Annotated in this window: 29 protein-coding genes and 1 pseudogene; 9 read left to right on the forward strand and 21 right to left on the reverse strand. The window is 61.5% G+C overall.

Going from position 1 to position 22577, the window contains the following annotated elements:
- Window position 1 precedes the first annotated feature (1 nt).
- Window positions 2-451: a hemerythrin domain-containing protein gene (locus tag EM6_RS00215; RefSeq protein ID WP_126419480.1), complete on the reverse strand. Its 450-nt coding sequence runs from the start codon at window positions 449-451 to the stop codon at window positions 2-4.
- Window positions 452-644: 193 nt separating this feature from the next.
- On the opposite strand from EM6_RS00215, the gene EM6_RS00220 reads away from it, so the two are divergent.
- The gene (locus tag EM6_RS00220) at window positions 645-1967 is read left to right on the forward strand and encodes a hypothetical protein (protein WP_126419481.1); all 1323 of its coding nucleotides are present in this window, start codon (window positions 645-647) and stop codon (window positions 1965-1967) included.
- Window positions 1968-1969: 2 nt separating this feature from the next.
- On the opposite strand, the gene EM6_RS00225 is transcribed toward EM6_RS00220, so the two are convergent.
- From EM6_RS00225 to EM6_RS00260, 8 genes are all read right to left on the reverse strand, one after another.
- Window positions 1970-2614 (reverse strand): DNA-3-methyladenine glycosylase family protein, encoded by a 645-nt coding sequence (locus EM6_RS00225; RefSeq protein WP_126419482.1) that lies wholly within the window; start codon window positions 2612-2614, stop codon window positions 1970-1972.
- Between the two features lie 60 nt (window positions 2615-2674).
- The gene (locus EM6_RS00230) at window positions 2675-3502 is read right to left on the reverse strand and encodes a peptidase (RefSeq protein ID WP_126419483.1); all 828 of its coding nucleotides are present in this window, start codon (window positions 3500-3502) and stop codon (window positions 2675-2677) included.
- An 18-nt stretch (window positions 3503-3520) separates the two neighbouring features.
- Entirely contained in the window at window positions 3521-3979 is a 459-nt protein-coding gene (locus EM6_RS00235) for a DUF350 domain-containing protein (protein WP_013478274.1), read from the reverse strand.
- 120 nt (window positions 3980-4099) lie between these two features.
- Complete coding sequence (gene rlmN, locus EM6_RS00240; RefSeq protein ID WP_126419484.1) at window positions 4100-5335, reverse strand: 23S rRNA (adenine(2503)-C(2))-methyltransferase RlmN; 1236 nt, start codon at window positions 5333-5335, stop codon at window positions 4100-4102.
- A 90-nt stretch (window positions 5336-5425) separates the two neighbouring features.
- Window positions 5426-5782, reverse strand: coding sequence for a c-type cytochrome (locus tag EM6_RS00245; RefSeq protein WP_126419485.1), 357 nt, complete (start codon window positions 5780-5782; stop codon window positions 5426-5428).
- A complete protein-coding gene (locus EM6_RS00250) occupies window positions 5779-6294 on the reverse strand; it encodes an MAPEG family protein (RefSeq protein WP_126419486.1) in 516 nt (171 codons plus the stop codon). The genes EM6_RS00245 and EM6_RS00250 overlap by 4 nt, the downstream gene beginning before the upstream one ends.
- A gap of 20 nt (window positions 6295-6314) precedes the next feature.
- Entirely contained in the window at window positions 6315-6770 is a 456-nt protein-coding gene (locus EM6_RS00255; protein ID WP_126419487.1) for a hypothetical protein, read from the reverse strand.
- A complete protein-coding gene (locus EM6_RS00260; RefSeq protein ID WP_126419488.1) occupies window positions 6760-7530 on the reverse strand; it encodes a HesA/MoeB/ThiF family protein in 771 nt (256 codons plus the stop codon). The genes EM6_RS00255 and EM6_RS00260 overlap by 11 nt, the downstream gene beginning before the upstream one ends.
- A gap of 105 nt (window positions 7531-7635) precedes the next feature.
- Here EM6_RS00260 and EM6_RS00265 point away from each other — a divergent pair, with 105 nt between their 5' ends.
- From EM6_RS00265 to hslU, 4 genes are read left to right on the forward strand one after another with little or no spacing between them, the layout of a single operon-like run.
- Window positions 7636-8403 (forward strand): YoaK family protein, encoded by a 768-nt coding sequence (locus EM6_RS00265; RefSeq protein ID WP_126419489.1) that lies wholly within the window; start codon window positions 7636-7638, stop codon window positions 8401-8403.
- Window positions 8404-8409: 6 nt separating this feature from the next.
- Complete coding sequence (gene hslV / locus EM6_RS00270) at window positions 8410-8961, forward strand: ATP-dependent protease subunit HslV (RefSeq protein ID WP_126419490.1); 552 nt, start codon at window positions 8410-8412, stop codon at window positions 8959-8961.
- Window positions 8958-9464, forward strand: a complete 507-nt coding sequence (locus EM6_RS00275) for a GNAT family N-acetyltransferase (protein WP_126419491.1) — start codon at window positions 8958-8960, stop codon at window positions 9462-9464. The genes hslV and EM6_RS00275 overlap by 4 nt, the downstream gene beginning before the upstream one ends.
- Window positions 9465-9482: 18 nt before the next feature.
- Window positions 9483-10781, forward strand: a complete 1299-nt coding sequence (gene hslU, locus EM6_RS00280) for an ATP-dependent protease ATPase subunit HslU (protein WP_126419492.1) — start codon at window positions 9483-9485, stop codon at window positions 10779-10781.
- A gap of 133 nt (window positions 10782-10914) precedes the next feature.
- Here the strand turns inward: hslU and EM6_RS00285 are convergent, their stop codons facing one another.
- Both EM6_RS00285 and EM6_RS00290 read right to left on the reverse strand, forming a co-directional pair.
- Complete coding sequence (locus EM6_RS00285) at window positions 10915-11202, reverse strand: DUF3144 domain-containing protein (RefSeq protein ID WP_126419493.1); 288 nt, start codon at window positions 11200-11202, stop codon at window positions 10915-10917.
- Window positions 11203-11263: 61 nt separating this feature from the next.
- A complete protein-coding gene (locus EM6_RS00290) occupies window positions 11264-11734 on the reverse strand; it encodes a low molecular weight protein-tyrosine-phosphatase (RefSeq protein ID WP_126419494.1) in 471 nt (156 codons plus the stop codon).
- Between the two features lie 79 nt (window positions 11735-11813).
- Here EM6_RS00290 and EM6_RS00295 point away from each other — a divergent pair, with 79 nt between their 5' ends.
- Both EM6_RS00295 and nth read left to right on the forward strand, forming a co-directional pair.
- The gene (locus EM6_RS00295) at window positions 11814-12152 is read left to right on the forward strand and encodes a phosphoribosyl-ATP pyrophosphohydrolase (RefSeq protein ID WP_126419495.1); all 339 of its coding nucleotides are present in this window, start codon (window positions 11814-11816) and stop codon (window positions 12150-12152) included.
- Window positions 12145-12783: an endonuclease III gene (gene nth, locus EM6_RS00300; RefSeq protein ID WP_126419496.1), complete on the forward strand. Its 639-nt coding sequence runs from the start codon at window positions 12145-12147 to the stop codon at window positions 12781-12783. Before EM6_RS00295 ends, nth begins: the two co-directional genes overlap by 8 nt.
- Here nth and EM6_RS00305 read toward each other — a convergent pair.
- From EM6_RS00305 to EM6_RS00325, 5 genes are all read right to left on the reverse strand, one after another.
- Window positions 12757-13758 carry an acyl-CoA desaturase gene (locus EM6_RS00305; protein WP_126419497.1) on the reverse strand — a complete coding sequence of 334 codons (1002 nt, stop codon included), beginning with the start codon at window positions 13756-13758 and terminating at the stop codon, window positions 12757-12759. The genes nth and EM6_RS00305 overlap by 27 nt on opposite strands.
- Window positions 13724-14080: a metalloregulator ArsR/SmtB family transcription factor gene (locus EM6_RS00310; protein WP_126419498.1), complete on the reverse strand. Its 357-nt coding sequence runs from the start codon at window positions 14078-14080 to the stop codon at window positions 13724-13726. The genes EM6_RS00305 and EM6_RS00310 overlap by 35 nt, the downstream gene beginning before the upstream one ends.
- 83 nt (window positions 14081-14163) lie before the next feature.
- Complete coding sequence (locus EM6_RS00315; RefSeq protein WP_126419499.1) at window positions 14164-14484, reverse strand: type II toxin-antitoxin system PemK/MazF family toxin; 321 nt, start codon at window positions 14482-14484, stop codon at window positions 14164-14166.
- A complete protein-coding gene (locus EM6_RS00320; RefSeq protein ID WP_126419500.1) occupies window positions 14478-14723 on the reverse strand; it encodes an AbrB/MazE/SpoVT family DNA-binding domain-containing protein in 246 nt (81 codons plus the stop codon). Before EM6_RS00320 ends, EM6_RS00315 begins: the two co-directional genes overlap by 7 nt.
- A 49-nt stretch (window positions 14724-14772) precedes the next feature.
- The gene (locus EM6_RS00325; protein ID WP_126419501.1) at window positions 14773-15642 is read right to left on the reverse strand and encodes an ATP-grasp domain-containing protein; all 870 of its coding nucleotides are present in this window, start codon (window positions 15640-15642) and stop codon (window positions 14773-14775) included.
- Window positions 15643-15706: 64 nt separating this feature from the next.
- On the opposite strand from EM6_RS00325, the gene EM6_RS00330 reads away from it, so the two are divergent.
- Both EM6_RS00330 and EM6_RS00335 read left to right on the forward strand, forming a co-directional pair.
- Entirely contained in the window at window positions 15707-16726 is a 1020-nt protein-coding gene (locus tag EM6_RS00330; protein ID WP_126419502.1) for an adenosine kinase, read from the forward strand.
- A 97-nt stretch (window positions 16727-16823) separates the two neighbouring features.
- Entirely contained in the window at window positions 16824-17207 is a 384-nt protein-coding gene (locus EM6_RS00335; protein WP_126419503.1) for a hypothetical protein, read from the forward strand.
- Between the two features lie 15 nt (window positions 17208-17222).
- On the opposite strand, the gene EM6_RS00340 is transcribed toward EM6_RS00335, so the two are convergent.
- From EM6_RS00340 to EM6_RS00355, 5 genes and pseudogenes are all read right to left on the reverse strand, one after another.
- A complete protein-coding gene (locus EM6_RS00340; RefSeq protein WP_126419504.1) occupies window positions 17223-17828 on the reverse strand; it encodes a Smr/MutS family protein in 606 nt (201 codons plus the stop codon).
- Between the two features lie 123 nt (window positions 17829-17951).
- Complete coding sequence (gene rimK, locus EM6_RS00345) at window positions 17952-18887, reverse strand: 30S ribosomal protein S6--L-glutamate ligase (RefSeq protein WP_366941762.1); 936 nt, start codon at window positions 18885-18887, stop codon at window positions 17952-17954.
- Window positions 18888-19010: 123 nt separating this feature from the next.
- Window positions 19011-19400, reverse strand: a pseudogene (locus EM6_RS17700) (ATP-dependent zinc protease); the annotation flags it as partial.
- 40 nt (window positions 19401-19440) lie between these two features.
- A complete protein-coding gene (locus EM6_RS00350; protein WP_232037128.1) occupies window positions 19441-22092 on the reverse strand; it encodes a PAS domain-containing protein in 2652 nt (883 codons plus the stop codon).
- Window positions 22093-22208: 116 nt separating this feature from the next.
- The gene (locus EM6_RS00355; RefSeq protein WP_126419507.1) at window positions 22209-22397 is read right to left on the reverse strand and encodes a hypothetical protein; all 189 of its coding nucleotides are present in this window, start codon (window positions 22395-22397) and stop codon (window positions 22209-22211) included.
- Window positions 22398-22577: the final 180 nt, after the last annotated feature.

A 22577-nucleotide genomic window follows, 5' to 3' on the forward strand; every position in this document is an offset into this window, starting at 1 on the left:
CTTACGCCCCGGCCATCATGTCCTTTTTCAGCGCATCCATCTCCTTGGCCAGCTTGCGGGCCTGATCGGCGCTGAGATAGGTCTTGGCCTTTTCGAAGATTTCGCCCTCTTCCTCTTCGACGTGGTGCATGACGGCGTGTTTCAGTTCGCCGAAATGCAGCAGCCACTGATCGCTGTCGGCCGACAGGGCGGACACCTTCTGCAGGAAGGCCTCGATTTCGTCATGCTCCTCATTGGCATGTTCCATCTTGTGCTCGACGGCCTTTGAGCGCGTGGCGTCCAACACCGCCTTGTAGAAGGTCTCTTCCTCGCTTTTGGCGTGGATGGTCAGCTCGTTTTTGATCTCATTGAACAGACGCAGGCGCGTCGCGCCGTCGGCGGCATTAACCACCTGCTCCATCAGGTCCTCGACCTTACGATGGTCTTTCTTGATGTAGTTATAGATATCCATTCCTCGGGCTCCAGTCTTATTTCAGGTTGAAGCCTGAGCATGAACCCGCTGCGCGTAAGAGCGATATGGCGCAGCTATGACAGGGTGTAAGCCGGGTGTAAGTCTCGTCACGGTTGGCGGTGACATCATGCCGTCAAATTTGACAGAAGGTGGACCATCCTGTAACAAGGCGGTCATTATTTAGGGGGAGACCATGACCATTTCTGCGAAAATTCTGCGCCCGCTCGTGCTGATCGTCGCGCCTCTGGCAGCGCTGATGGTCTATGGCTGCGGTGGAGGCGGCGGTGGGGGCGGTTCCTCCTCTGGCGGGGGTACAGGCGGTGGGTCATCCTCGTCATCATCGGCGTCGCAAAGCAGCTATGTGGCTTCAAGCCCGATAACCGTAAGCACACGCAGCGGTGTTTTCAGAACCGAAACGGCTGTGACGGGTCTTTCGGGCGGCGGTTATGCGGTGGCGTGGACCGAGCGCACTGTGGTCGCCGGTAGCCCGGACACCTCAGGCTCGGCTATCTTGTATCGCGTGATTTCGAACACTGGTGCCACGCTGACGACGGAACTCACGGCCAATACGACAACGGCCGGCGATCAGGAAAAGCCCGTACTTCTGTCCCTGAGCGGTGGCGGCTTTGTTGCCGCCTGGGCCGATCGGGGCGCCACGGCACCCGTTGTCCGGGCCCAAGTCTTCGATGCCAATGGCGTCAAACAAGGCAGCGAATTGCGTGTGAACACCCGCGCACTTTCTTCATCGACGGTTGGAACGGACACACGGGTACAACTGGTGTCGGCGGGGACAGGCTTTATGGTGGCTTTCCGTGAGCGGGCCGTCAACAGCACTCAGGTGACCACCGCGGATGAGGTCCGGGCGCAAATATTCACAGCGACCGGTGCCACCGTGGGCTCTGAACTGACGCTCAAGGGCTTTCCCACCGGATCGATTGGCGGCAATGTCCCCGCCTATACCCTTATCGGCCTGACGGATGGGACGTTTGCTTTGTCCTATGAGGAAGCCAATAATACGCTGGGTCTGATGCAGGGTAAGGTTCAACTTTACACGGCGGCAGGTGCGGCATCGGGCAATCCTATTGCCCTGAACGGCGGTCTGGAAGCTATGCTTCCGGCGCTGGTCAGTCTGAATAGCGGACGCTTTGCAGCGATCTGGTCGCAGCGGACGACGGTTCAGAGCCTGCGCGCTCAGGCCTATAGTGGTGCGGGGGCTGCCTATGGGACGGCAGCAACGGTCAATGCCAATGCGGCGCTGAGCGCCAGCTATTACGGCGCTACCGGATTGAGCAATGGCGGCTATGCGGTGGTCTATGGCTATAATTCGGGTCTGACCGGTCAATTGATGTCCGATGATGGCACCAAACTTTTCACGGAGTTTGAGATCACCACCGCCACGTCGTTTAATGGCGTGAATCTGGGGGCAGGACCGAATGGCTTTGCCGTGGTGTGGACCGAACCCAATGCCCGCAATACCGATCAGCCGGTGATCCTGCGCATCTATAATCGCCAGTAAGCCTACGGCTTGCGCCCAAGCTCACCGCGTTTGACCGCGCCGTACCAGCCCCATAAGGCGTGCGATACCACCGAGCGGTAGGGTGCCCAGCGCAGGGCACGCGCGCGGCAATAGGCCTCGTCCGGGCGGGAATCGAGGCCGTCTAACCAGCCGACGGCCTCGCGCAACGCGATGTCACCGGTCGGGAAGATGTCGAGGCGGCCTTCGCAGAACATCAGATAGACCTCGGCTGTCCAGCGCCCTATGCCTTTCAGCGCCGTCAGGTGGTCGATGGCGGCTTCGGCCTCAAGGCTCCGCACGGTCGCAAAGTCGAGCGCGCGGGCGTGGACGGCCTCGGCGAGGATGCGGGCATATCTGACCTTGGGCCGCGACAGGCCATGGCCACGCAGAGCCTCATCCGACTGGCTCAGCAAATGGGCCGGGCTCATCTCTGAAAGGCCGCCGCGCAGCTTCTGCCAGATGGCATCGGCGGCCCTGACCGACAATTGCTGCTCGACGATCAGGCGCAGCAGACCTTCGAAACCGTCGGCCCGGTGGCGAAAATTGAGGTCGCCCACGGCGGCAAACAGCGGGGCCAGCGCTGGATCGGCTTCGGCCAGAGCGGTCATATGCGCGCGTTCGAGAGGGACAAGGTCACCGGGGATCATACGCGCAGACTTACACGGATGGCCGCGCGCGTCACGTCCCGAATCTTGCGGTTAAAAGGGTTAGCTCTGGATGCAGCCGACCTGCGCCACGCGATACTCCCGGCGCAGGGTGTCGGAGACGATGCCGTAATTGCGGCGCGTCAGCAGGTCTTCGTGCTCGAAATCATAGGTGCGCGACGGCGTATTACCGATCTTGGCCAGCGTCGCCGGGGTCGAGGAATAGAGACGCCCGCGGCGCGGCTTGGTCTTTAGCGTGATGCCGATGACCTGAGACTGCGCATCAAGGGTGGGGCCACCCAGCAACTTGTTCAGGCTGCCCGTCAGGTTGGCCGTATGCCCGGCTTCGGCCCAGGCCAGCACGGTTTCAGGGGCTTCGAAGCGCTTGCCGGTCTTCAGCTTGGTTTCCCCGATCAGACGGCCGGTCGCTTCGCCGGCCTGATCCTGCGGAAAGCCCGGCATGAAGCCGCGCATCCCCGGCTTGATGGTTTTTGGATCGGCAAAGGGCAGGGGACGCGCGCCGCTTTCGGTGACGGCCAGCACATAGTTGTCGAGGCTGCGCTTATACTGCACGCGGATACGCACCCCCAGATTGCCACCCAGATTGAGGAAGGGGTAGCGGCAGTTGCGGATGCTTTCGCGGGCCAGCACCCACTCACCGGATTTTGAGACGGAAAAGGCCGTGCCGCGATAATCAATATCGTTCATGATCGGCAGGCTGATGATCTCGTTGGTTGAGAAGGGGGAGTAGGTGGCAAACAGGGCCGCTTCGCCGGGCGGCGGCGGCGGCGGCGCAGGCGGCGACAGGGATTTGTCGGCCCAGCGACCGGGCACGATGACCATCAGGGCCACCGCCGAACCGTAGAGCAGCCAGTCGGGGATGAGGCCCATCTCAAAACCCCTTTCAGATTAACCGGCGACGGCGGCGGCGAGGATCAGGGCGACGGCCAGCTTGCCCGCCACCAGCAGCACGGCGGCCGACACTTCGCCCTCGTCGATGCGTTGCGGCAGACCGGCCAGCAGGAAGTCCACCAGACGGAAGACAAACAGTTGCAGGATGACGGTCGCCCCGCCCCAGATGAGGATTTCGCGCACCGAGGTCGAGGCCGACATCGAGGCGGCCAGAGGCACGGCCAGACCGATGATCACGCCGCCATAGGCCACCGCTGCGGCGGAATTGCCGTCGCGGATTTGCTGGATTTCCTTATAGGGCGTCAGGATCGAATAGACGAAGGCCCCGATAAACAGCATCAGCAGGGTCGCCCCGGCGTGCAGCAGCGTCACCGGGAAACCGGCGGCGAAGGCCTGAACCTCCGGACGCAGGACGTCCGGCACCAGAAAGTCGAGATTGAGGAAATCCGGTATCATGCCGATCAAAAGCCCCGATTACGCCCGCCGTCCCGTGCGGACGACCAGTATTGTATCGGGGGTCTTGCAAGATCAAGGCCGAAAAATGTGACCGTTTTTTATAAGTTCACCGGCTTGCTCTTACATGCCGGAGGCCAGATGGCCGTAAGGCAGTTCCGTTTCGACCGCGTCAGTCTCATTTTGAGGCGTTTCGTCTTCGGCCTGGGCCAGCCCCGCAACCTGCGCTTTACGCAGCGCGCTGGCGCGGACCTTCTCGCTCTCGGACTTCAACTGACCGCAGGCAGCCAGAATGTCGCGACCGCGCGGCGTGCGGATGGGCGAGGCATAGCCGGCCTTGTTCAGGATGGCCGCAAAGGCTTCGATGGTGCGCCAGTCCGAACACTGATAGTCTGTGCCCGGCCAGGGGTTGAACGGGATCAGGTTGATCTTGGCCGGGATGCCCTTGATCAGTTTGATCAGTTCGCGCGCTTCGGCCGGGCTGTCATTGACGCCTTTCAGCATCACATATTCAAACGTGACGCGCCGCGCGTTCGACAGGTCTGGATAGGCGCGGATGGCGGCCATCAGGTCTTTCAGCGGGTACTTCTTGTTGATCGGCACCAGCACGTCGCGCAACTCATCGTTGGTGGCGTGCAGCGAAATGGCCAGCATGGCCGCCGTGCGCTTGCCCAGCGCGTCCAGCTCCGGCACCACGCCAGACGTCGAGACCGTGATGCGGCGGCGTGAAATGGCGATGCCTTCATTGTCCGAAATGATGTCGATGGCGTCGGCGACATTGTCGAGATTGTACAGCGGCTCGCCCATGCCCATGAAGACGATATTGGACAGGCGGCGGTCTTCCTTGGGCGACGGCCATTCGCCCAGGTCATCGCGCGCCACCTGCACCTGCGCCACGATTTCGGCAGCGGTCAGGTTACGCACCAGCCGCTGCGTCCCCGTGTGGCAGAAGGAGCAGTTGAGCGTGCAGCCGACCTGAGACGAGACGCACAGGGCACCGGAGCGGCCGACATCGGGGATATAGACGGTTTCGACCTCGATACCCGGCGCCATGCGGATCAGCCACTTGCGCGTGCCGTCTTTTGACACCTGACGCTCGACCACTTCGGGGCGGGCGAGGGTGAATTTTTCGGCCAAAGGCCCGCGCTGATCCTTGCCGATATCGGTCATCTTGTCGAAATCGGTAAAGCCGTAATGGTGCACCCAGCGCCAGATCTGCTGGGCGCGCATTTTGGCCTTGCGCTCCTCGACCACGCCGGACTCTTTCAGCGCCGCGATCAGGCCATCGCGCGTCAGCCCGGTGATATTCACCTTGGCGCTTGCGGCGGGTTTGGCGGACAGGTCGAGCGTATAGGCCACGGGGGGACTCTCAGAAAAGGCACAGATGCGGGGAGCGAGTGGGGGCCTATACAGGAAAACGTGGGGAATGTCTAATTCCGTGGGCCAAATCTACTGGGCCTTGAGATACGCAATGATCGCGGCGCGGTTTTCGAGTTTTGACACCGACTGCGGCATATAGGTGCCGGGATAGAGCTTTGACGGATCGCTGAGGAACCGATCAAGATGCGCGGCGTCCCAGCGCAGGCCCTTCGCGCCGGCGGCCTTGAGGGCCGGCGAATAGGCAAAGCCCGCCACGCTGGCCACCTTGCGGCCGACCACGCCCTTGAGTGACGGCCCCTGACCATTGGCCGCCGTCACTTCGTGACAACTGGCGCAATAGCGCTCAAACAGGTCCTCGCCGGATACGGTTTGCGCCTGTGCACCGGAGGCGGCCAACAGGCCCGCAAGGATAAGCGCGGCTTTCATAAAAACACCCCCTGCGCCACGCGCCCCATCAGGATGACCACGGCGACAAAGTTGATCAGGAAGACCAGCCCGCGCAGCGGCACATTCGTCGTCAGGGTTTGCACGCCCGTATGGATGAGTCGCCCGATCAGGAACAGCCAGGCAGCGGCGATGTCGATCGCTTCTATGCGGCCCGACTGATAGATGATAGTCGCGGCAAACAGGGCAAAGACCGGCAGTTCGAACTGATTGGACAGGTTGCGCGCCACGCGCTTTGAGCGCTCAGGGTCGGCATTGGCGTTGACGAAGGCGGCAGGCTTGATCTCGCCTTTGCGCAGCGCCGTCTGGCGCTCCCAGGTCAGCCAGATATAGAGCCCGGCCACTAGCGCGAAATGCCCCAGAAACGGCAGCAGAAACTGTTGGTCGGTAGTCAGTTCAAACAGGTCTTTGCCAGCAGTCTCGCCGATTGAGCCAGCATGGGCGGTAGCGCCGAGACAGAGTAATAAGCAAAGCGGGGCAAGGTATTTCAGCATGACGGCAGCCTAAATTTGAGTTACCAGAACCTCCACCACGCCTTGGGTGTTTTCCATTTTGAGTATGCCTTTTCGATATAAGGTTTAATCCGGTCATAGGTTTCGTCATTAAACGTAACCTGAAAAATTGAAGGCCGGTCATGGGCGACAGCGCGTTCATAATCGCGAAGATATTGCCCGGTCTGAAAGTCGAAATAGTGGCTCGCGAACGCATTGCCTTCATCATTCATCATGTCGCCAATCAGGCATCCATCAAGAACCCTGTAGAATTCGAGCGCGTCTATCGATCCGTTTCGATAGGCCGAAAAATCGTCTTCGAAATCTTCTTCAAAACGCTTATCCGTCAGGTTTTGATCTACGATCCAGCGCCAGAAAAATGCCGTGTGGACATAGGCCTGAATTTCATCCAGTCCTTCTTTTTCTATGCTCTCAAAATGCCATTTCGCCTTGTCGTAAGCTTTTTCGCTATAATCCATTTGTTCCACCGCAAATTTTGCAATCCGGCTCCGGCGGCAGGGTAATGATGCGCGAGGTCATCGACAGGCCGTCGAAGATCAGCAGTTTGCCGATCAGCGGGTCGCCCGCGCCGGTGATCAGCTTGATCACCTCCAGCGCGCTCATCGAACCGATAATCCCGGCCAGAGCGCCGACAATGCCCACACGCTCACAGGTTTCGGCGTCGGGCGGAATCTCCGGTACAAGACATTGATAGCAGGGCGTCCCTTTGAACACCGATACCTGACCGCTGAACCGCCCCAGTGCACCGGAGACCAGCGTCTTGCCCAATGCCATACAGGTGCGGTTGACCAGATGCCGCGTCTCGAAATTGTCGCAGCCATCCAACACGATGTCATAGCCGCTAATGATCTCCGCCGCGTTGTCGGGCGTCAGCCGTACCGGATGCCGGTTCAGCGCGGCGTGCGGATTGAGCGCCGACAGGCGCGCTTGCGCCACCTCGGATTTAAACGCGCCCACATCATTGGTGGCGTACAGGACCTGTCTTTGCAGGTTGGACAGACTGACCGTGTCGTCATCGAGCAGGCCCAGCGTGCCGATGCCCGCCGCCGCCAGATAAAGTGCCGCCGGGGCCCCTATGCCCCCAAGGCCGACGATCAGCACTTTCGCGCCTTTCAGACGGCGTTGCCCCATACCGCCAACCTCTTTCAGCACAATGTGCCGGGCATAGCGGTCAAGGTCGTCGTCACTGAGTTCGGGTGGCACATGGGGCAGGGACATGGCCTCAGATATAAAGGGCGTCGCGCCACCCCGCCAGCCCTCATCTGTTCGTTTACCGTTAACGGGCGACGGCCTATAATCCCGCATAGATTTAAAGGATATTGGATGCGGCGAGCCCTCAGACAGATCAGCGGCAAACGGCGCTCGGAAACGGGCGATGCGCGGCTGGGGGTGACGCTGGCCTTTGTCGCCGGGGCGGTCAATGCCGGGGGCTTTCTGGCCGTCGGCGTCTATACCTCGCACATGTCGGGCATGGTCGCCTCCTTTGCCGACGACATGGTGCTGGGGAAGTTTGGCCCGGCCGTTCTGGCGCTCACCTATGTCCTGTGTTTCTTTCTGGGGGCGGTGACCTCAAGCCTGCTGGTCAACTGGGCGCGGCTGAAGCGGCTGCATTCGGAATTTGCCCTGACGCTGGGGCTTGAGGCGGTGTTGCTGCTGCTGTTTGGTCTCTTGGCTGCGGGTCTGATCGGGGATATTGACCTCAGCCTGCCCCTGACCATCGGGCTTTTGTGCTACCTGATGGGCTTGCAGAACAGCCTGATGACCAAGCTGTCGCACGCCGAAATCCGCACCACCCATATGACGGGGATCATCACCGACTTAGGCATCGAAGCCGGGCGCTTCCTGTTCGGGCGCGCCACCCACGCAGAGGCGCGCTTTCATCCGAAGAAGGCGCGGTTACTTGTGTCGCTTCTGGGGGCCTTTGCGGCGGGCGGGCTTACGGGGGCGTTTGGCTTCAGCCATATGGGCTTTGTGACGGTGTTGCCCCTGTCGCTGGGGCTCGGTCTGATCGCCCTTGTGCCCATGCTGGACGACTTGTCCCGGCAAAAACGCCGCCGGGACTTGAAAGACCCCGCGCAAACCGCCAATTAGACGGTCATGACGGATAAAAACTTCCCCAACTGGCACGGGACGACCATCGTCGCCGTGCGTAAAAATGGCAAGACGGTCATTGCCGGTGATGGTCAGGTGTCGATGGGCCCCACCATCGTCAAGGGCGGCGCGAAGAAGGTCAGGACTCTGGCCGGCGGCAAGGTGATTGTCGGCTTTGCCGGGGCGACCGCCGATGCCTTTACCCTGCTGGAGCGGCTGGAGGCCAAGCTGGAACTCTATCCGGATCAGTTGGCGCGGGCCTGCGTTGATCTGGCCAAGGACTGGCGCACCGACCGCTATCTGCGCCGCCTTGAGGCCATGCTGCTGGTGGGTGACAGGAGCCACATCCTGACCATTACCGGCGTCGGCGACGTGCTGGAACCCGAAGACGGGGTGGCGGCCATCGGATCGGGCGGCACCTATGCTCTGTCGGCGGCGCGCGCGCTTTTGGACTATGAGCCCGATGCCGAGGTGATCGCGCGCAAGGCCATGCAGATCGCCGGGGATATCTGCGTCTATACCAATCACAGCGTCACTCTGGAAAAGCTGGAAGCGTGATCGCCTTTCGCCCCCTGACCGATAACGATGCCGGGCTTCTGCTGTTGTGGATGTCCTCGCCGCACGTGCGCCAGTGGTGGGTCAATGACGGTCAGACCGCAGAGGACGCCGTCGAAGACGCCTTGGCCTATATCGGCGCGGCCAATGCCACGGCGTGGATCTTTAGCTGGAACGGGCGCCCGGCGGGCTATACCCAGTGCTATGAATGCCACCCCGATCATGAACCGGGCACGCCCTGCCATGCGGAGTCGCCGAAGGGCACCTTCCTGATCGACCTGTTTATCGGCGATGCGGCGCTGCTGGGGGAAGGGATCGGCACGCAGGTCCTGACCCAGCTCAGCAACGGCATGTTCAAGAAGGGCGCTTTGTGCGTGCGCGTGGCCCCCCAAACGACCAATGCCGCCGCCCATCGCGCCAGCGAAAAGGCGGGCTTCGTCCCTGTCGGCCCGACGCCCTGCGGCCGCATGGTCCTGATGCAGCGCACGCCGGAACTGAACGCCTGAATTTAGGAAAAAGAGCGTATGACCACCTTTTCACCGCGTGAGATCGTCTCCGAACTCGACCGTCATATTATCGGCCACGCTGACGCCAAGAAGGCGGTGGCCGTGGCGCTGCGCAACCGCTGGCGGCGCAAGCAGACCGACGCGGCTATCCGCGACGAGATCACGCCGAAGAATATCCTGATGATCGGGCCGACCGGCGTCGGCAAGACCGAGATTGCGCGCCGTCTGGCCAAATTGGCTCAGGCCCCGTTTATCAAGGTCGAGGCGACCAAGTTCACCGAAGTCGGCTATGTCGGCCGCGACGTCGATCAGATCGTGCGTGATCTGGTCGAAGCGGCCATCCTGATGGTCAAGGACAAGAGCCGTCAGGGCGTGCGCGCCAAGGCCGAAGCGCAGGCCGAAGAACGCCTGCTGGATGCGCTGGTCGGACCGGCGGCGCAACCCGCGACGCGCGACAGCTTCCGCAAGCGCCTGCGCAATAACGAACTGGACGACAAGGAGGTCGAAATCACCGTTGCCGATACGGGCGGCGCGATCGGGGCCTTCGAGATTCCGGGGCAACCCGGCAATCAGATCAATCTGGGTGAGATGCTGCAAAAGGCCATGGGCGGCCGGCAAAAGACCGTGCGCCTGTCGGTTGCGGCGGCCCAGCCGATCCTGCTTTCCGAAGAGTCGGATAAACTGCTCGACCAAGAGGCGGTGTCGCGTGAGGCGCTGTCCCTGGCTGAACAGGAAGGCATCGTCTTCCTTGATGAAATCGACAAGGTGGCGTCGCGTCAGGAGCGCGGCGGGGCCGATGTGTCGCGCGAAGGCGTGCAGCGCGACCTGCTGCCGCTGATCGAAGGGACGACGGTTTCGACCAAGTACGGCCCGGTCAAGACCGACCACATCCTGTTTATCGCCTCGGGTGCTTTCCATGTGGCCAAGCCGTCGGACCTGCTGCCGGAGCTTCAGGGGCGCCTGCCCATCCGGGTCGAACTGAAGGCCCTGACGCAGGACGATTTCCGCCGCATCCTGTCGGAACCCGAAGCCAATCTGATCAAACAAAATCAGGCGCTGATGGCTACCGAAGGGGTGACGCTGGCGTTCGAAGACGGGGCAGTTGCCGAAATGGCCGCCGCCGCCGCACAGGTCAATGCCAAGGTCGAAAACATTGGCGCGCGCCGTCTGCACACCATTATCGAGCGGGTGATGGAGGAGCTGAGCTTCACCGCCGCCGATCAGACGGGGCAGACCGTGACCATCACGGCGGCTTATGTGCGCGAACGTCTGGGCGAGGTGGCGGGCGACGCCGACCTCAGCCGCTATATTCTGTAAAGCGCAATCCGATAAAGTGGAAACCACTTTTCGGAAAAATTGCGCGACAAAACAGAAACTTAGAGCGGGATAGTGCGTCCATCTAAAATCATCCCGCTCTAAGCCAAAGCCCCGGATCGCTCCGGGGCTTTTGTTATTTCAGGTAGGTTTCGTAATTGTCACCGAAGTCATCATAATGGCTGAGCAGCAGTTCGCGGAACTGTGCCGTCAACTGATCGACATTCAGTTTGCGCGCAGCGAGGAACTGCGTCTTGTCCATGCTTTGCGCGGCACAGGTGAAGGCTGAATATCGTGTAGCGGCCTGAAGCAGAGCGCCGCCGGCATCGCCAATGAAGCTTTGTTCCGCGTGACGGTTGGCCAGGTCGATATGATCGCCCGCCATCTGACGGAAGACCTCATTGGAAACGGGGGTAGTGGTCATAGGTAGCCTCAGCCTTTCTGTGCCGGACGGGTGTTGGTGTCGTAGTTGGCCGTATGTGGCTTTAGCCGGGACGCTTTGTCAACGTGCGCAGCAGCGCCGCCGAAGCCTCATCGCACAGGCGATAGACGGTCTCGAAATCGCGGGTGTCGCCGTAATAGGGGTCGGGCACATCCTTCATCAACCCCAGCGCTTGCTCCAGATAAAGACCGATGGTCGCGGTGGTATCATCCGGGGCGATTTTGCGAATATTGCGCACATTATCGCGGTCGAGGCCAAGGATCAGGTCGAAGCGATAGAAGTCATCGCGGTGAAGCTGGCGGGCGCACTGGCTGGAAATATCGACCCCATAGCGTGCCGCCACGGCGATGGAACGCCGGTCGGGCCCTTCGCCCGCGTGCCAGCCCCCGGTACCAGCGGAGTCGATGACAAAGCGGTCGCTTAGACCCGCTTGCTCGACGTGATGACGCAACAGGCCCTCGGCCAGCGGCGAACGGCAGATATTACCCAGACAGACAAACAGAACGGAGGTCATGGAAATTGCTTAGCCCGCCGGATGCTTCCGTCGCAAGGCGTGTCTTGCGGGGGCGCTGAAATCATTTCACAATGGCGCCATGACCGCGCCCCTTCCCGAACTTGAGCCCTTTATCGACCGCCTTCAGGCCATTTCCGACCGCTATGAGCGCGTCTATGGCATCGATCGGGGCGGCGACTGGCACCTGCTGAAAATGCAGGAGGAGATGGGCGAACTCACCCAGGCCTATCTGGCCATGACCGGGCGTTCGCGGCGCGACGCCACAGCGGCCAGGCACGAGGTGGCGATGGAGATGGCCGATCTGATCTGCATGACGCTGCTGATGGCGCGCGCCGAAGGTATCGACCTCAATGCCGCCATCACTGAGAAATGGCTGAAATGGGAGGATGTGATGGCGGCGGAAGCCACACATGCGTAGTGCGGCCGCCGTCAAAAAGCTGTTCGAGCGTTTTGAAGCCGATAAGCCGGAACCTAAGACCGAACTGAACTTCTCCAATCCGTTCACGCTGGTGGTGGCCGTCGCCCTTTCGGCCCAGACGACGGATGTGGCGGTCAACAAGGCGACCGGACCGCTGTTTGCTCTGGCCGACACGCCGCAGGCCATGCTCGATCTGGGCGAAGAGCGGCTGATGCAGATGATCTCCTCCATCGGGCTTTATCGCAACAAGGCGAAGAATGTGATGGAGATGTGCCGTATCCTGATCAACCGTTTCGACGGTCAGGTGCCGCTCAATCGCACAGACCTGCTCAGCTTGCCGGGGGTGGGCAACAAGACGGCGTCGGTGGTGCTCAATGAACTGGATATCGAGCCGGCCATTGCGGTCGATACGCACGTCTTTCGCGTCTCGCACCGGCTGGGGCTGGTCGATGGCAGCGCCACCACACCGGACAAGGTCGAGGCGCAACTGATGGCCTCGATCCCGCGCAAATGGCTGACGCGGGCGCACCACTGGCTGATCCTGCACGGGCGCTATACCTGCACGGCGCGCAGCCCCAAGTGCATGGCCTGTCTGGTCGAAGACCTATGCCCCAAGCGAGGGGTGGGTTAGGTGAAGCGCCCGGCTTATCCGCGTCAGAACCCAGCACGGGCGTCGGTCCGGTTTGAGTTCTGGCGTGTGATGACCTACCCAATGCAGTTGGGGTCTGTGGGGTAGGTCTTGCGGCAGGCGGATGTTCCACACAAGCCCAAGCGCCTCCAGAGCTTTCAAAAGCCAGTATCCCGGATCACTTTGTCCTTTATAAATACCGATACGGGCGGAACCGGGGTAGGCATGGTGGTTGTTATGCCAGCCTTCGCCCATCGTGATCAGACCGGTGAAACTGACGTTGCGGCCCTGTACACCGGCGCCATCAACATGCCAGTCATGGGCGTCTCCCGTGTGGGCCAGATAGCCAATCAGCCAGTGTCCGGTGACGGTTACCGCGATCTGAGCGCAGACGCCCCAGATGACCCACGCCCATCCACCGATTAGATAGAAGCCTATCGCCCACGGCACATGCGCCATAATCCAGTGGCGGTCGATAAAGCGATAAAAACGGTCTTCGGCCACTTCCGGTTCAATCGTCAATGCGGGTGGCTGATGCAGGCGAATATCACAATGCATCTGCCACAAGGCATCGGTCAGCGGCGGTTGGCGATGCGCAAAGTAGTCATGACATTTCGGTTGCCTCTGTGCCCAATCACGGTAATCGTGCGTCCTGATCATGGCAAATGGGCCACCCAATCCGACCAGCGTGCCCATATAGACCAACGTGCGTTCAAGCCATAAAGGGCAATCAAAACTCTTGTGAATCAGTCGCCGGTGCATCCCGACCGAGTGCCCAAGCAGAAGCACCACCACAGTCTTGGCGGTAAACAGCGCGAGGGTATCAAGCCGGAAGTAATGGACGGCTCCATAGACCGTGGCTGCATACATGCTCAGTAGAAAGAGGGACTTGACGGGCGACCATGCGACACGACCTTTAACCGGGTCGGCAGGGAGGCTTTCGTCAATCCGTTTTATGTTCTCGAACGGAGCGGTCATGTTCAGCCTCCTGAGCGCCCCCCTTCGCCCGGAGTGCGGCGCTTTCTTGTTTGTAGGTTTGACTTACAGGGCAGAAATCATTAAGAAAATCGTATAGATTGGTGACCAGATTGTCGCGCAGCAGACTGTAGTAAACGAATTGCCCGACCTTTTCGGATTGGATGAGACCAGCGTTTTCCAGAACGTCGAGATGCTTGGAAATGGACGGTTTGGACATATCGAAGCGTTCAGCGATTTCACCGGCGTTCAACCGGGCGCTCGACAGGTAAGCGAGTATTTTGCGCCGTGTCGTTGACGACAGCGCGTTGAAAATCTTGTCCATGATTGCGCAGTTAATTAGCTAATTCGCTAAATATCTATACATCTAAATACAAATGTCAAGCCAGATACGAAACGCGGGGTGGGTTAGACCGCGAAAATCTCCTGAAGCGTGGACAGGGTCGCCATCAGTGTTGGATTGTCCACGGCCCCCAGCCGTTTGATCAGCCGCGTCTTGTCCAGCGTGCGAATTTGATCCAGCAGGATCAGGCCGCTCTTACCCTGAAATGTCAAAGGGATGCGAAACGGCGCATTGCGGCTGCCCGTGGTCATCGGGGCGACCATGACGGTGCGCAGGTGATCGTGCATTTCCGGCGGAGAGATGATCACGCAGGGCCGCGTTTTCTGAATCTCGCTGCCCACCGTCGGGTCAAGCGCCGCCAGCCACACCTCGCCGCGCGTCACCATGTCAGGTCGGCATCATCGGCATTGGCCACGTCCGGCCAGACCAGCCCGTCGTCTGCGGCTTCGGCCAGGGCCCGGCTGGCCTCGCCCCAGCCCGCGCGGGCGGTCTTGGGCTTTTCAAGGATGATGGCCGTGTCGGTGACGGTCATTTCCACGCTGTCCGACAACTCCAGTTGCGCAATCACCGCCTTGGGAATGATTACGCCCTGCGAATTGCCCATCTTGCGCAAACTGGCTTTCATGTGGCGCCTCCGTTAGCACAAAGTTAGCACGAGGGCTGTCTCAACGCAATCAGTGCTGATGCCCGCATAGCCCCAGTGCGTGCTCGACCGCGTGGCTGAGGCGGGCCGGGGCGGCGTCTTCGTATTTGAGATAGAGGTCGGGCTCGATCAGCTCCAGCTCCATCAGACAGAAGTCACCGGCGGCGTTGCGCACCATATCGACGCGCGCATAGAGCAGGGTCTGACCCACATATTCCAGCACCTGATAGGCCAGCTCCACGGCGGCGACCGGCGGGGTCTGTACCCGCAGATGGGCGTCATAGTCGGGCTGTGAACGGAAATCGCCCGGCTTGGGCGTCTTGAGCACCGCGTGGCTGAAATCGCCACCGAAGAAGATCAGCGACCATTCGCCTTCCGACTGAATAGCACTTAAAAAGGGCTGAAGCATCGCCTCAGCCTCCGGCGCCCCTTCGGGCACGTCGGCCCCTGCCCAGACGAGGGTTTTCTTCGCCCCGGCGGAGATGCGCGGTTTCAGCACCAGCGTGTCCTGTCCGAAATCGGCACGCGCACGGCTGAGGGTTTCCGGCGTCAGGCTGTCGGCAAACAGGGTCGGCACGATGCGGATGCCACCTTCGGCCAGATCGCGCAGATAGGCCTTATCGACGTTCCAGCTTACGATTTCGGCAGGGTTGTGCATCCGGTAGCCCTTGGCCTTGATGTGGGCCAGAGCGCGGCGGAAGTCATCAGGCGCATTGTGATAGCCCCAGGCGACCAGCGGCAGCACCAGATCATAGGGCCGTGTCAGGGGCTCTGACCACGGCTGCGCCTCGACCTCAAACGCCGCAAAGGCGGCGCGATAGGCCTCCAGCACGGCGGGCCAGCGGCCATGATGCGAGGGGTGCGCTGGGTTCGGTGTCAGGATGAGAAGTGACTTTTTCATTTTCGCTTGCTCCGCGCGTGGTTTTTGAGCAAAGACACCCAAAATAGCAACCGGATTATCGCGCATGTCTTCTGAGTACGACGTCACCGCCGTTGGCAATGCCATTGTGGACGTGCTGGCCCCGGCCAGCGAAGCGTTTATCGTTTCGGAAGGCCTGCCCAAGGGCGGCATGACGCTGATTGATCAGCACCGGGCGCTGAACCTCTATGGCAAGATGGTGGCCCGCTCGGAAGCCAATACCGAAGACCTGACGCAGGAATCCGGCGGCTCGGCGGGCAATACCATTGCCGGCGTTGCCTCGTTCGGCGGCAAGGCGGCCTATATCGGCAAGGTGGCGCACGACGAACTGGGCGAAGTGTTCAGCCGCGATCTGAAAAAGAGCGGCGTGCATTTCGATGTGCCCTTCCTGCACGACGACCCGACACATACGGGGCGTTGCCTGATCAATGTCACCGAAGACGGTCAGCGCACCATGGCGACGTTTCTGGGTGCCGCGGCTCTGGTGCAGCCCGAAGACGTTGATCCGCAACTGATCAGGGCGTCGCAGATCACCTACCTCGAAGGCTATCTGTTCGATACACCGTCGGGTCGCGCCGCCTTTGCCAAGGCCTGTGAAATCGCGCAGTCGGCGGGCCGCAAGACGGCCATGACCCTGTCGGACAGCTTCGTGGTCGATCGCTGGCGCACCGACCTGCTGGCCTTTATCGACCAGCATATCGACCTTGTCTTCGCTAATGAATCCGAGCTTCTGTCGCTGTTCCAGACCGAGGATTTCGACAAGGCGGCCCGCTATCTGAAGTCCAAGGCCGATCTGGCCTTCGTCACCCGTTCTGAGCGCGGCTCGGTGGCGCTTAAGGCCGATCTGTCGCACGACATCCCTGTCTATCCGGTGGCCGAGGTCGTCGATACCACCGGGGCCGGTGATCAGTACGCGGCGGGGGTGATGTATGGCCTCACGCAGGGCCTGCATCTGGAAACCTGCGGCCGTCTGGGGGCGCTCGCCGCCGCCGAGGTGATCAGCCACTACGGCCCGCGCCCCCAGGTCTCTTACGCCCAACTGGCGAAGCAGAACGGGCTGATCTGACGGTATTTGTTTTACTTCCCAAGGCTGTGAATCGGTGTTACGCTATTTTTAATAGGGTAAGGCTCGGTTCTGAACCGGGTTAAAAAGGGAGGTAAAAATGCGCATAAAGACAGCGATTGCTATTTGTATAATGGTCGCATCGGCAACCGGGGCGCAGGCCCAATGGGTGAGCTCCTATCAAGATCGCGAAGATTTTCCGGCCCCACATCGTCCTGTTGATCTGAATGAAAGGCGCTTGTCCGCCTATGCTGACGAACCTGCGCGCGAGACAATGCTCGTCGTCCGCGCAAGGCGGTTTGCCAACGAGGGGCGATATGCACAGGCGTGCACGACCATACGTGAAGCTATCCGCCAAAGAAGAGAAAAAATATACAGAGGTTTTGAGCGCTACAGCCGGTCCTCAGTACCCAATGATTATAATGATCGCGTGATCGAGAAACTGGGCAAGGATGAAGCTAGCTATTGCGCTGCCGCCGGTTAACGCTTGTCTCCAGTTTCATCCCTGACGGCGTTTCAGCGCAACATAAAGCGCACCGGAGCCGCCGTGGCGGGCGTGGGCCTGTGAAATCCCCGCCACTATGTGCGCCAGCGCCGGATCGGACAGCCATTCCGGTGCGTTGCGTTTCAATATGCCGTTTTCGGCCATACCCTTGCCCGTAATGACCAGTACGGCGCGGTAATCATTGGCCCAGGCCTGCTGCACAAAGGCCTTGAGGCGTTGTTCGGCCTGAATCTGGTTGAGCCCGTGCAGGTCGAGGCGCGCTTCAATGGGGTCGCGTTCGCGGCTGATGCGGCGTTTACGCTTGGGCTCGATGGGGTCAGGGGAGAAAGAGGTCGCCTCGCTCAGGCGAAAGCCGCTCTGCGGGCGCACGGCCTCACCGATTTTGAACGGTACCAGCGGCAGGGGGCGCTCGATACGCGGGGCGGAGAGGGTGTTCTGACCTTCGGGCAGGCCCTTGATGGTGACGGTCTCGATCTCCGGCTGGGCGAAGGGCGGTTTGGCCGGTGCGGGTTTCTTTTTGCTGAGCGCGTGCGGACGCACCGTGGCCGTCACCAGATGCCACAGTTTCAGATCCTCGTCCTTCAGGCCAAAGCGCTTCATTAGGCTTAAATGGCATGGAGCGGGGCAGGGGGAAAGAGGGTTTCCACCCCACCCCCGCTCGTTTCACTCATGGTTCCCCTCCCCGCCAGCGGGGAGGTGTAAGTCTGAACATGCCCGCGTGTATCAGTCCCGGCGTTTGGCGCGCGGGTTCTGCTTCGGCAGGTGCTGCACCGGGCGCAGCTTGCTCTCGACATGGCGGATGATCAGGTCGGCCACATCGACGCCGGAGGCCTTTTCGATCCCCTGAAGACCGGGCGAGGAATTGACCTCCAGCACCTTCGGCCCCGAATGCGAACGCAGAATATCGACGCCCGCCACCTGAAGGCCCAAAGCGCGGGCGGCCTTCACCGCGATGTCGGCCTCTTCCGGCGTGATTTCGACCGACAGGGCCTTGCCGCCCTGATGCAGGTTGGCGCGAAAATCGCCGATCTTGGCCTTGCGCTTCATGGCCGCCACGACCTTTGAACCGATGACGAGGCAGCGCAGGTCTTCGCCGTCGGCCTCGCGGATAAATTCCTGCGTCAGCAGTTCGGCATCGAGGTCGCGGAAGGCCGAAATGACCGAGGCGGCGGCCAGATGCGTGTCGGCCAGCACCACGCCGCGCCCCTGCGCCCCCTTGGTCAGCTTGATGACCAGCGGCGCGCCGCCGACCAGTTGCACCACAAAGTCGGTGTCCTTGGGCGATTTGGCAAAGGCTGTCACCGGCATGGGGATGCCCTTGCGCGCCAGTACCTGAAGCGCGTGCAGCTTGTCGCGCGAAGCGGAGATGGCCGAAGACCGGTTGAGGCAATAGGCGCCGGTCGTCTCAAACTGCCGCACGACGGCCAGGCCATAGCTGGTCATCGGCACGCCGATGCGCGGGATGATGGCGTCGAACTGCGGCAGCGGCTTGCCGTCATAATGCACTTCGGGGCGCGTCACATTGATATTCATATAGCAGCGCGAGGTTTCGATGGCCTCGATGACGTGATCGCGGTTCTGCGCCGCCCTGATCAGGGCGCGGATCGAATAGTTGCCGGCATCCTGCGTCAGCACGGCCAGACGTAAGGGGCGTTTCACGGCCTTGGGCGCATCGGCGCGGTTATAGACGTCGTAGGACAGGACCGGCAGGCGCTGCCCCGCCGTCGGATCGACCAGCGCGCCGAGGCTTTCCAGCGCTTGCCGCCCGATCAGCATACGATAGGCCATATTGGCGCGGTTGGTCAGCGACACCTCAATCGGGTGGTTGACGCCGTCGATCGAAATGTGGGTTTCGATGACGTAGCGCCACTCCGTCTCGCCATTGGAGGAGGTGATTTCGCGCTGATCCTTGAGGTCGGCGGAACAGGCCACCTCGATATCGTAACGGCCCGGCACCGGATTGACCACGAAGCGCACGCGCGGGCGTTCCGGCGTGCCGAACACCTCGATATCCACCGCGTGCAGGGCCGAGGTGCGCGCCCCGGTATCGACCTTGGCCTTGATGGCCGGCAGGGCCAGATCGGGCAGGCCAACCCATTCTTCCCAGCCAAAGGTAAGCGGTGCGCTGTCGGTCATGAACGATCCTGCGTAAAGGTTGAGACCTCCGCCCATAGGCCGTTTTTGCGACGGTTTTATAGCAGCCCGCGCTGGCTTACGCCTTCTCTTTGGCCTCGGTGGTAAAGGCCAGCAATTGCCGCGTCAGGCGTTCACCGCGCTTGCCGGCCGCCAGAGCGGCTTCGGACAGGCGGCGCAGGTCCGGGCTGTCGGCCTGACGCCCGATCATGTCGAGCGCGGCGTTCATGACGTTTAGCATCTGCGAGAAGTCGGCCGCGACATCTCCGGCCAGACGCCCGACCGTCTCGTAGCGTTGCGACAGGGCCAAGGCCGTATCCAGACGCTCGGCCTGACGCTCCAGCTCCAGCTTGGCGAGCTGTAGCTGCGCGATCTCAAGCTCAAGCTGCCCGGTGCGGGCCTTCATCGTAAGGAATTCCAGACGGTCCGGACCGGCCTCGACGACAGGCGGTGGCGGCGGGGGCAGGTGCGCCGACAGGTCAAACGCCACCCCCAGAAGCCCCTCGAACTGTCCGTCCGTCACCACCGGGCTCAGGCGCTCCAGCAGCGGTGCAAAGCCGTCGGGCGTCTTGACGCGATAGGACAGCTCGCCCGCCGTCTTTTGCGCCAGATGCACGGCCAGTTCGGCGTGGATGCGGTCCTGATCGTCCGGGTGCAGGCTGTCGAGCCAGCCTTCGCCAAAGAATTCCGGCGCGCCGCAACCGGTCAGGGCCTGCCAGCCGGTCGAAAGGCGCGTCAGCGTGCCGTCGCTTTTCCACTGACGGTGTAGCGGGCTGAGGTCCCCGGCGATGTCGCTCAGATGACGCTCCGGCTTGGCTTCCGGCACAGGCGCGGCCTGAAGCGCGGCAAATTCGGCCTCCAGTTCGGCCTTTTCGTCCTTCAGCGCGCTCAGTTCGCTTTCCAGCGCCTTAAGGCCCTGCAATTCGGCGATCTCGGCCTTCAGCGCCTCTATTTCAGCGTCGCGCGTGTCGGGCTGCGCTTCGGCGGCGGCGGTTTGCGCCAGAGTCGCATAGTCCTGACGCAGGGTTTCCAGCTCGCTTTCCAGCGCCGTCAACTCAGCGGCGCGCGCCTTGAGCGTTTCGATTTCGGCCAGAGAGGCTTCGAGCGCCACGCTCAGCGGGCTCTCTTCCGGTTCCGATTTGGGTTCGGCTTTCAGCGCTTCCAGCTCGGTGCGCAGGGCCTCCAGCTCCGGGTTTTCGCCGGGTTCCGCGGTTTCAGACCTGGAAGCCGCGTCTTTCAGGGCCTCCAGTTCGGCGCGCAGGGCGTCGCGTTCAGCCTCGGCCTCGCTGCGGGCCGTGCCGAGCGCCGCCAGATCGGCCTCCAGCGCCTCGATCTTCGCCGTGTCTTCGATAACCACAGGCTCAGGGACGGGCAGGGGCGCAGGGGCTGCGGCCGCCTTGGCATGCGTCACATCAATGGCCACGCCGAACAGCTCGCGGCGGCCATCGACCCTCTGCGCCTGTCCTTTCAATGAGACGTAACGCAGTGTGCCATCCGGCTGTGGAATGGTCAGGTCGAGATCGAGCGTATCGCTTTGCCCCGACATCAGGTCGCCGAACACCTCGTTGGCGCGCAACTGGTCTTCGGCGGTGATGCGCGTCGGGCCGCCGTCAAATTCGCGCCCGATCAGGCGACGCATCCCTTCGTCTTCGACAATCGAGTCCGACACCGGGTCGTAGGACCACACGCCGACCCCCAGAGCGGCGCGCGCCAGCTCGGCCTTTTGCAGGTCTTCCAGCGCCTGCTGCGCCTCGTCGGACAGGGCCGGGGCCACGGGTGCGGCCAAGGCCGGGGTCTCGCTCACCGTCAGGGTCTGGGTGGTGGGGATGGCGGCCACGGTAATGCCCTGCGCTTCGCCGTCCTGCGTATGCACGATCCAGGCGGTGAGGATGACCGGATGCGCCTGACCGCGCACGTCTTTCAGCGACAGGTTTATGGAGGCCGGACGGCCCCCCTGATCTTCGGGCGTCAGGTCGGCGAGGAAATCGACGGCCTTCTGGAAATCGGCATCGGCGACAAACACCTTGGCCCAGTTGGCGTTCATCGCCTGATCGCGCGGCGTATCGAGCAGGTGGCCAACGCGCGGATTGAGGTCGAGCACCGTCCCGTTCTGATCCAGCCCCCAGAAGGGCACAGGTGCGGCGGTAAACCAGTGGCCGCGCCACACGCCGGAAATATCGCCTACGCCTTCGCCGGTTTGCGTTTCGATCTCGACCAGCGCCGTGGTCGAACCGATCACCTCGCCATTGGTGTTCATGATCGGCATGGAGGTGACGGAGACCAGCACCTTGGTGCGGCTGCCGTGATTGACGATCAGGTGCTGAAAGCCCTTCACCGTCTGACCGCGCAGGGTGCGCGCAATGGGCAGCAGGTCGGGCGGAATGACGCGACCGTCGGGATAGGTGATGCCCCAGGTGGCCGAGTGAAAGCGTAAGCCGATCAGCTCGTTATCCTTGCGGCCCAGAAGCTGATGCGCCGTCTTGTTGGCGAAGATGAACTTGCCTGTGGCATCCGTTTCGACCAGCGCCACCGGCACGGCGTTGAGCACATTGAACATGCGCCGCTCAAGCTGATCTATCTTGCGCTCGGCCTTGAACAGCAGGTCCTGAAACTGACGCACCTGTGAGGTTTTGATGATGGCAATCAGGCCCGCGACGATGGCTGCACCCAGCAGCAACGCCGCCAGAACCCCCAGAACCACGATCAGATCGGCTTCGCTTTCCAGAAGCATCGCGCGCACAAACTCCCACCTGACCCGTTTCGGCACACAATGCGCCCAAGACGGTCTTTACCGGACTTAGCGGCTGCAACAAACGTACCCGTTTTAAGGGGCGGCGCAAGCGGGCTTTAAGCGGATTGGGTGGGTGATTTTGCAAAAAGCTCGGCAACCCCCAGCCACACCACCGGGTTACGCAGCCACAGCCCGGCGCTCAGCCCCGCCTGTTGCATTGTCAGCGCCCCCAGCGCCACGGTTATTAAAGACAGGACGGCAAAAGCGATAGCGAACGGAAGCTGACGTGTGTTTGCCGATGTCATGAGAGGCCCCCTTTTCTGCCCGTGAGGCTCCTGCGAATGACAGACACTGTCAATCCGGTGGCTGGGGATAAGCGGTAAGGGTTTGGGGTATCAAAGCACAAAAGGCCGGATCAGCGATCCGGCCTTTTGTGCTTTGTAAACAGATTGGAGCGGGTGAAGAGGATCGAACTCTCGACATCC

Origin of the sequence: Asticcacaulis excentricus, assembly GCF_003966695.1 — a bacterium.
GTDB lineage: Bacteria > Pseudomonadota > Alphaproteobacteria > Caulobacterales > Caulobacteraceae > Asticcacaulis > Asticcacaulis excentricus_A.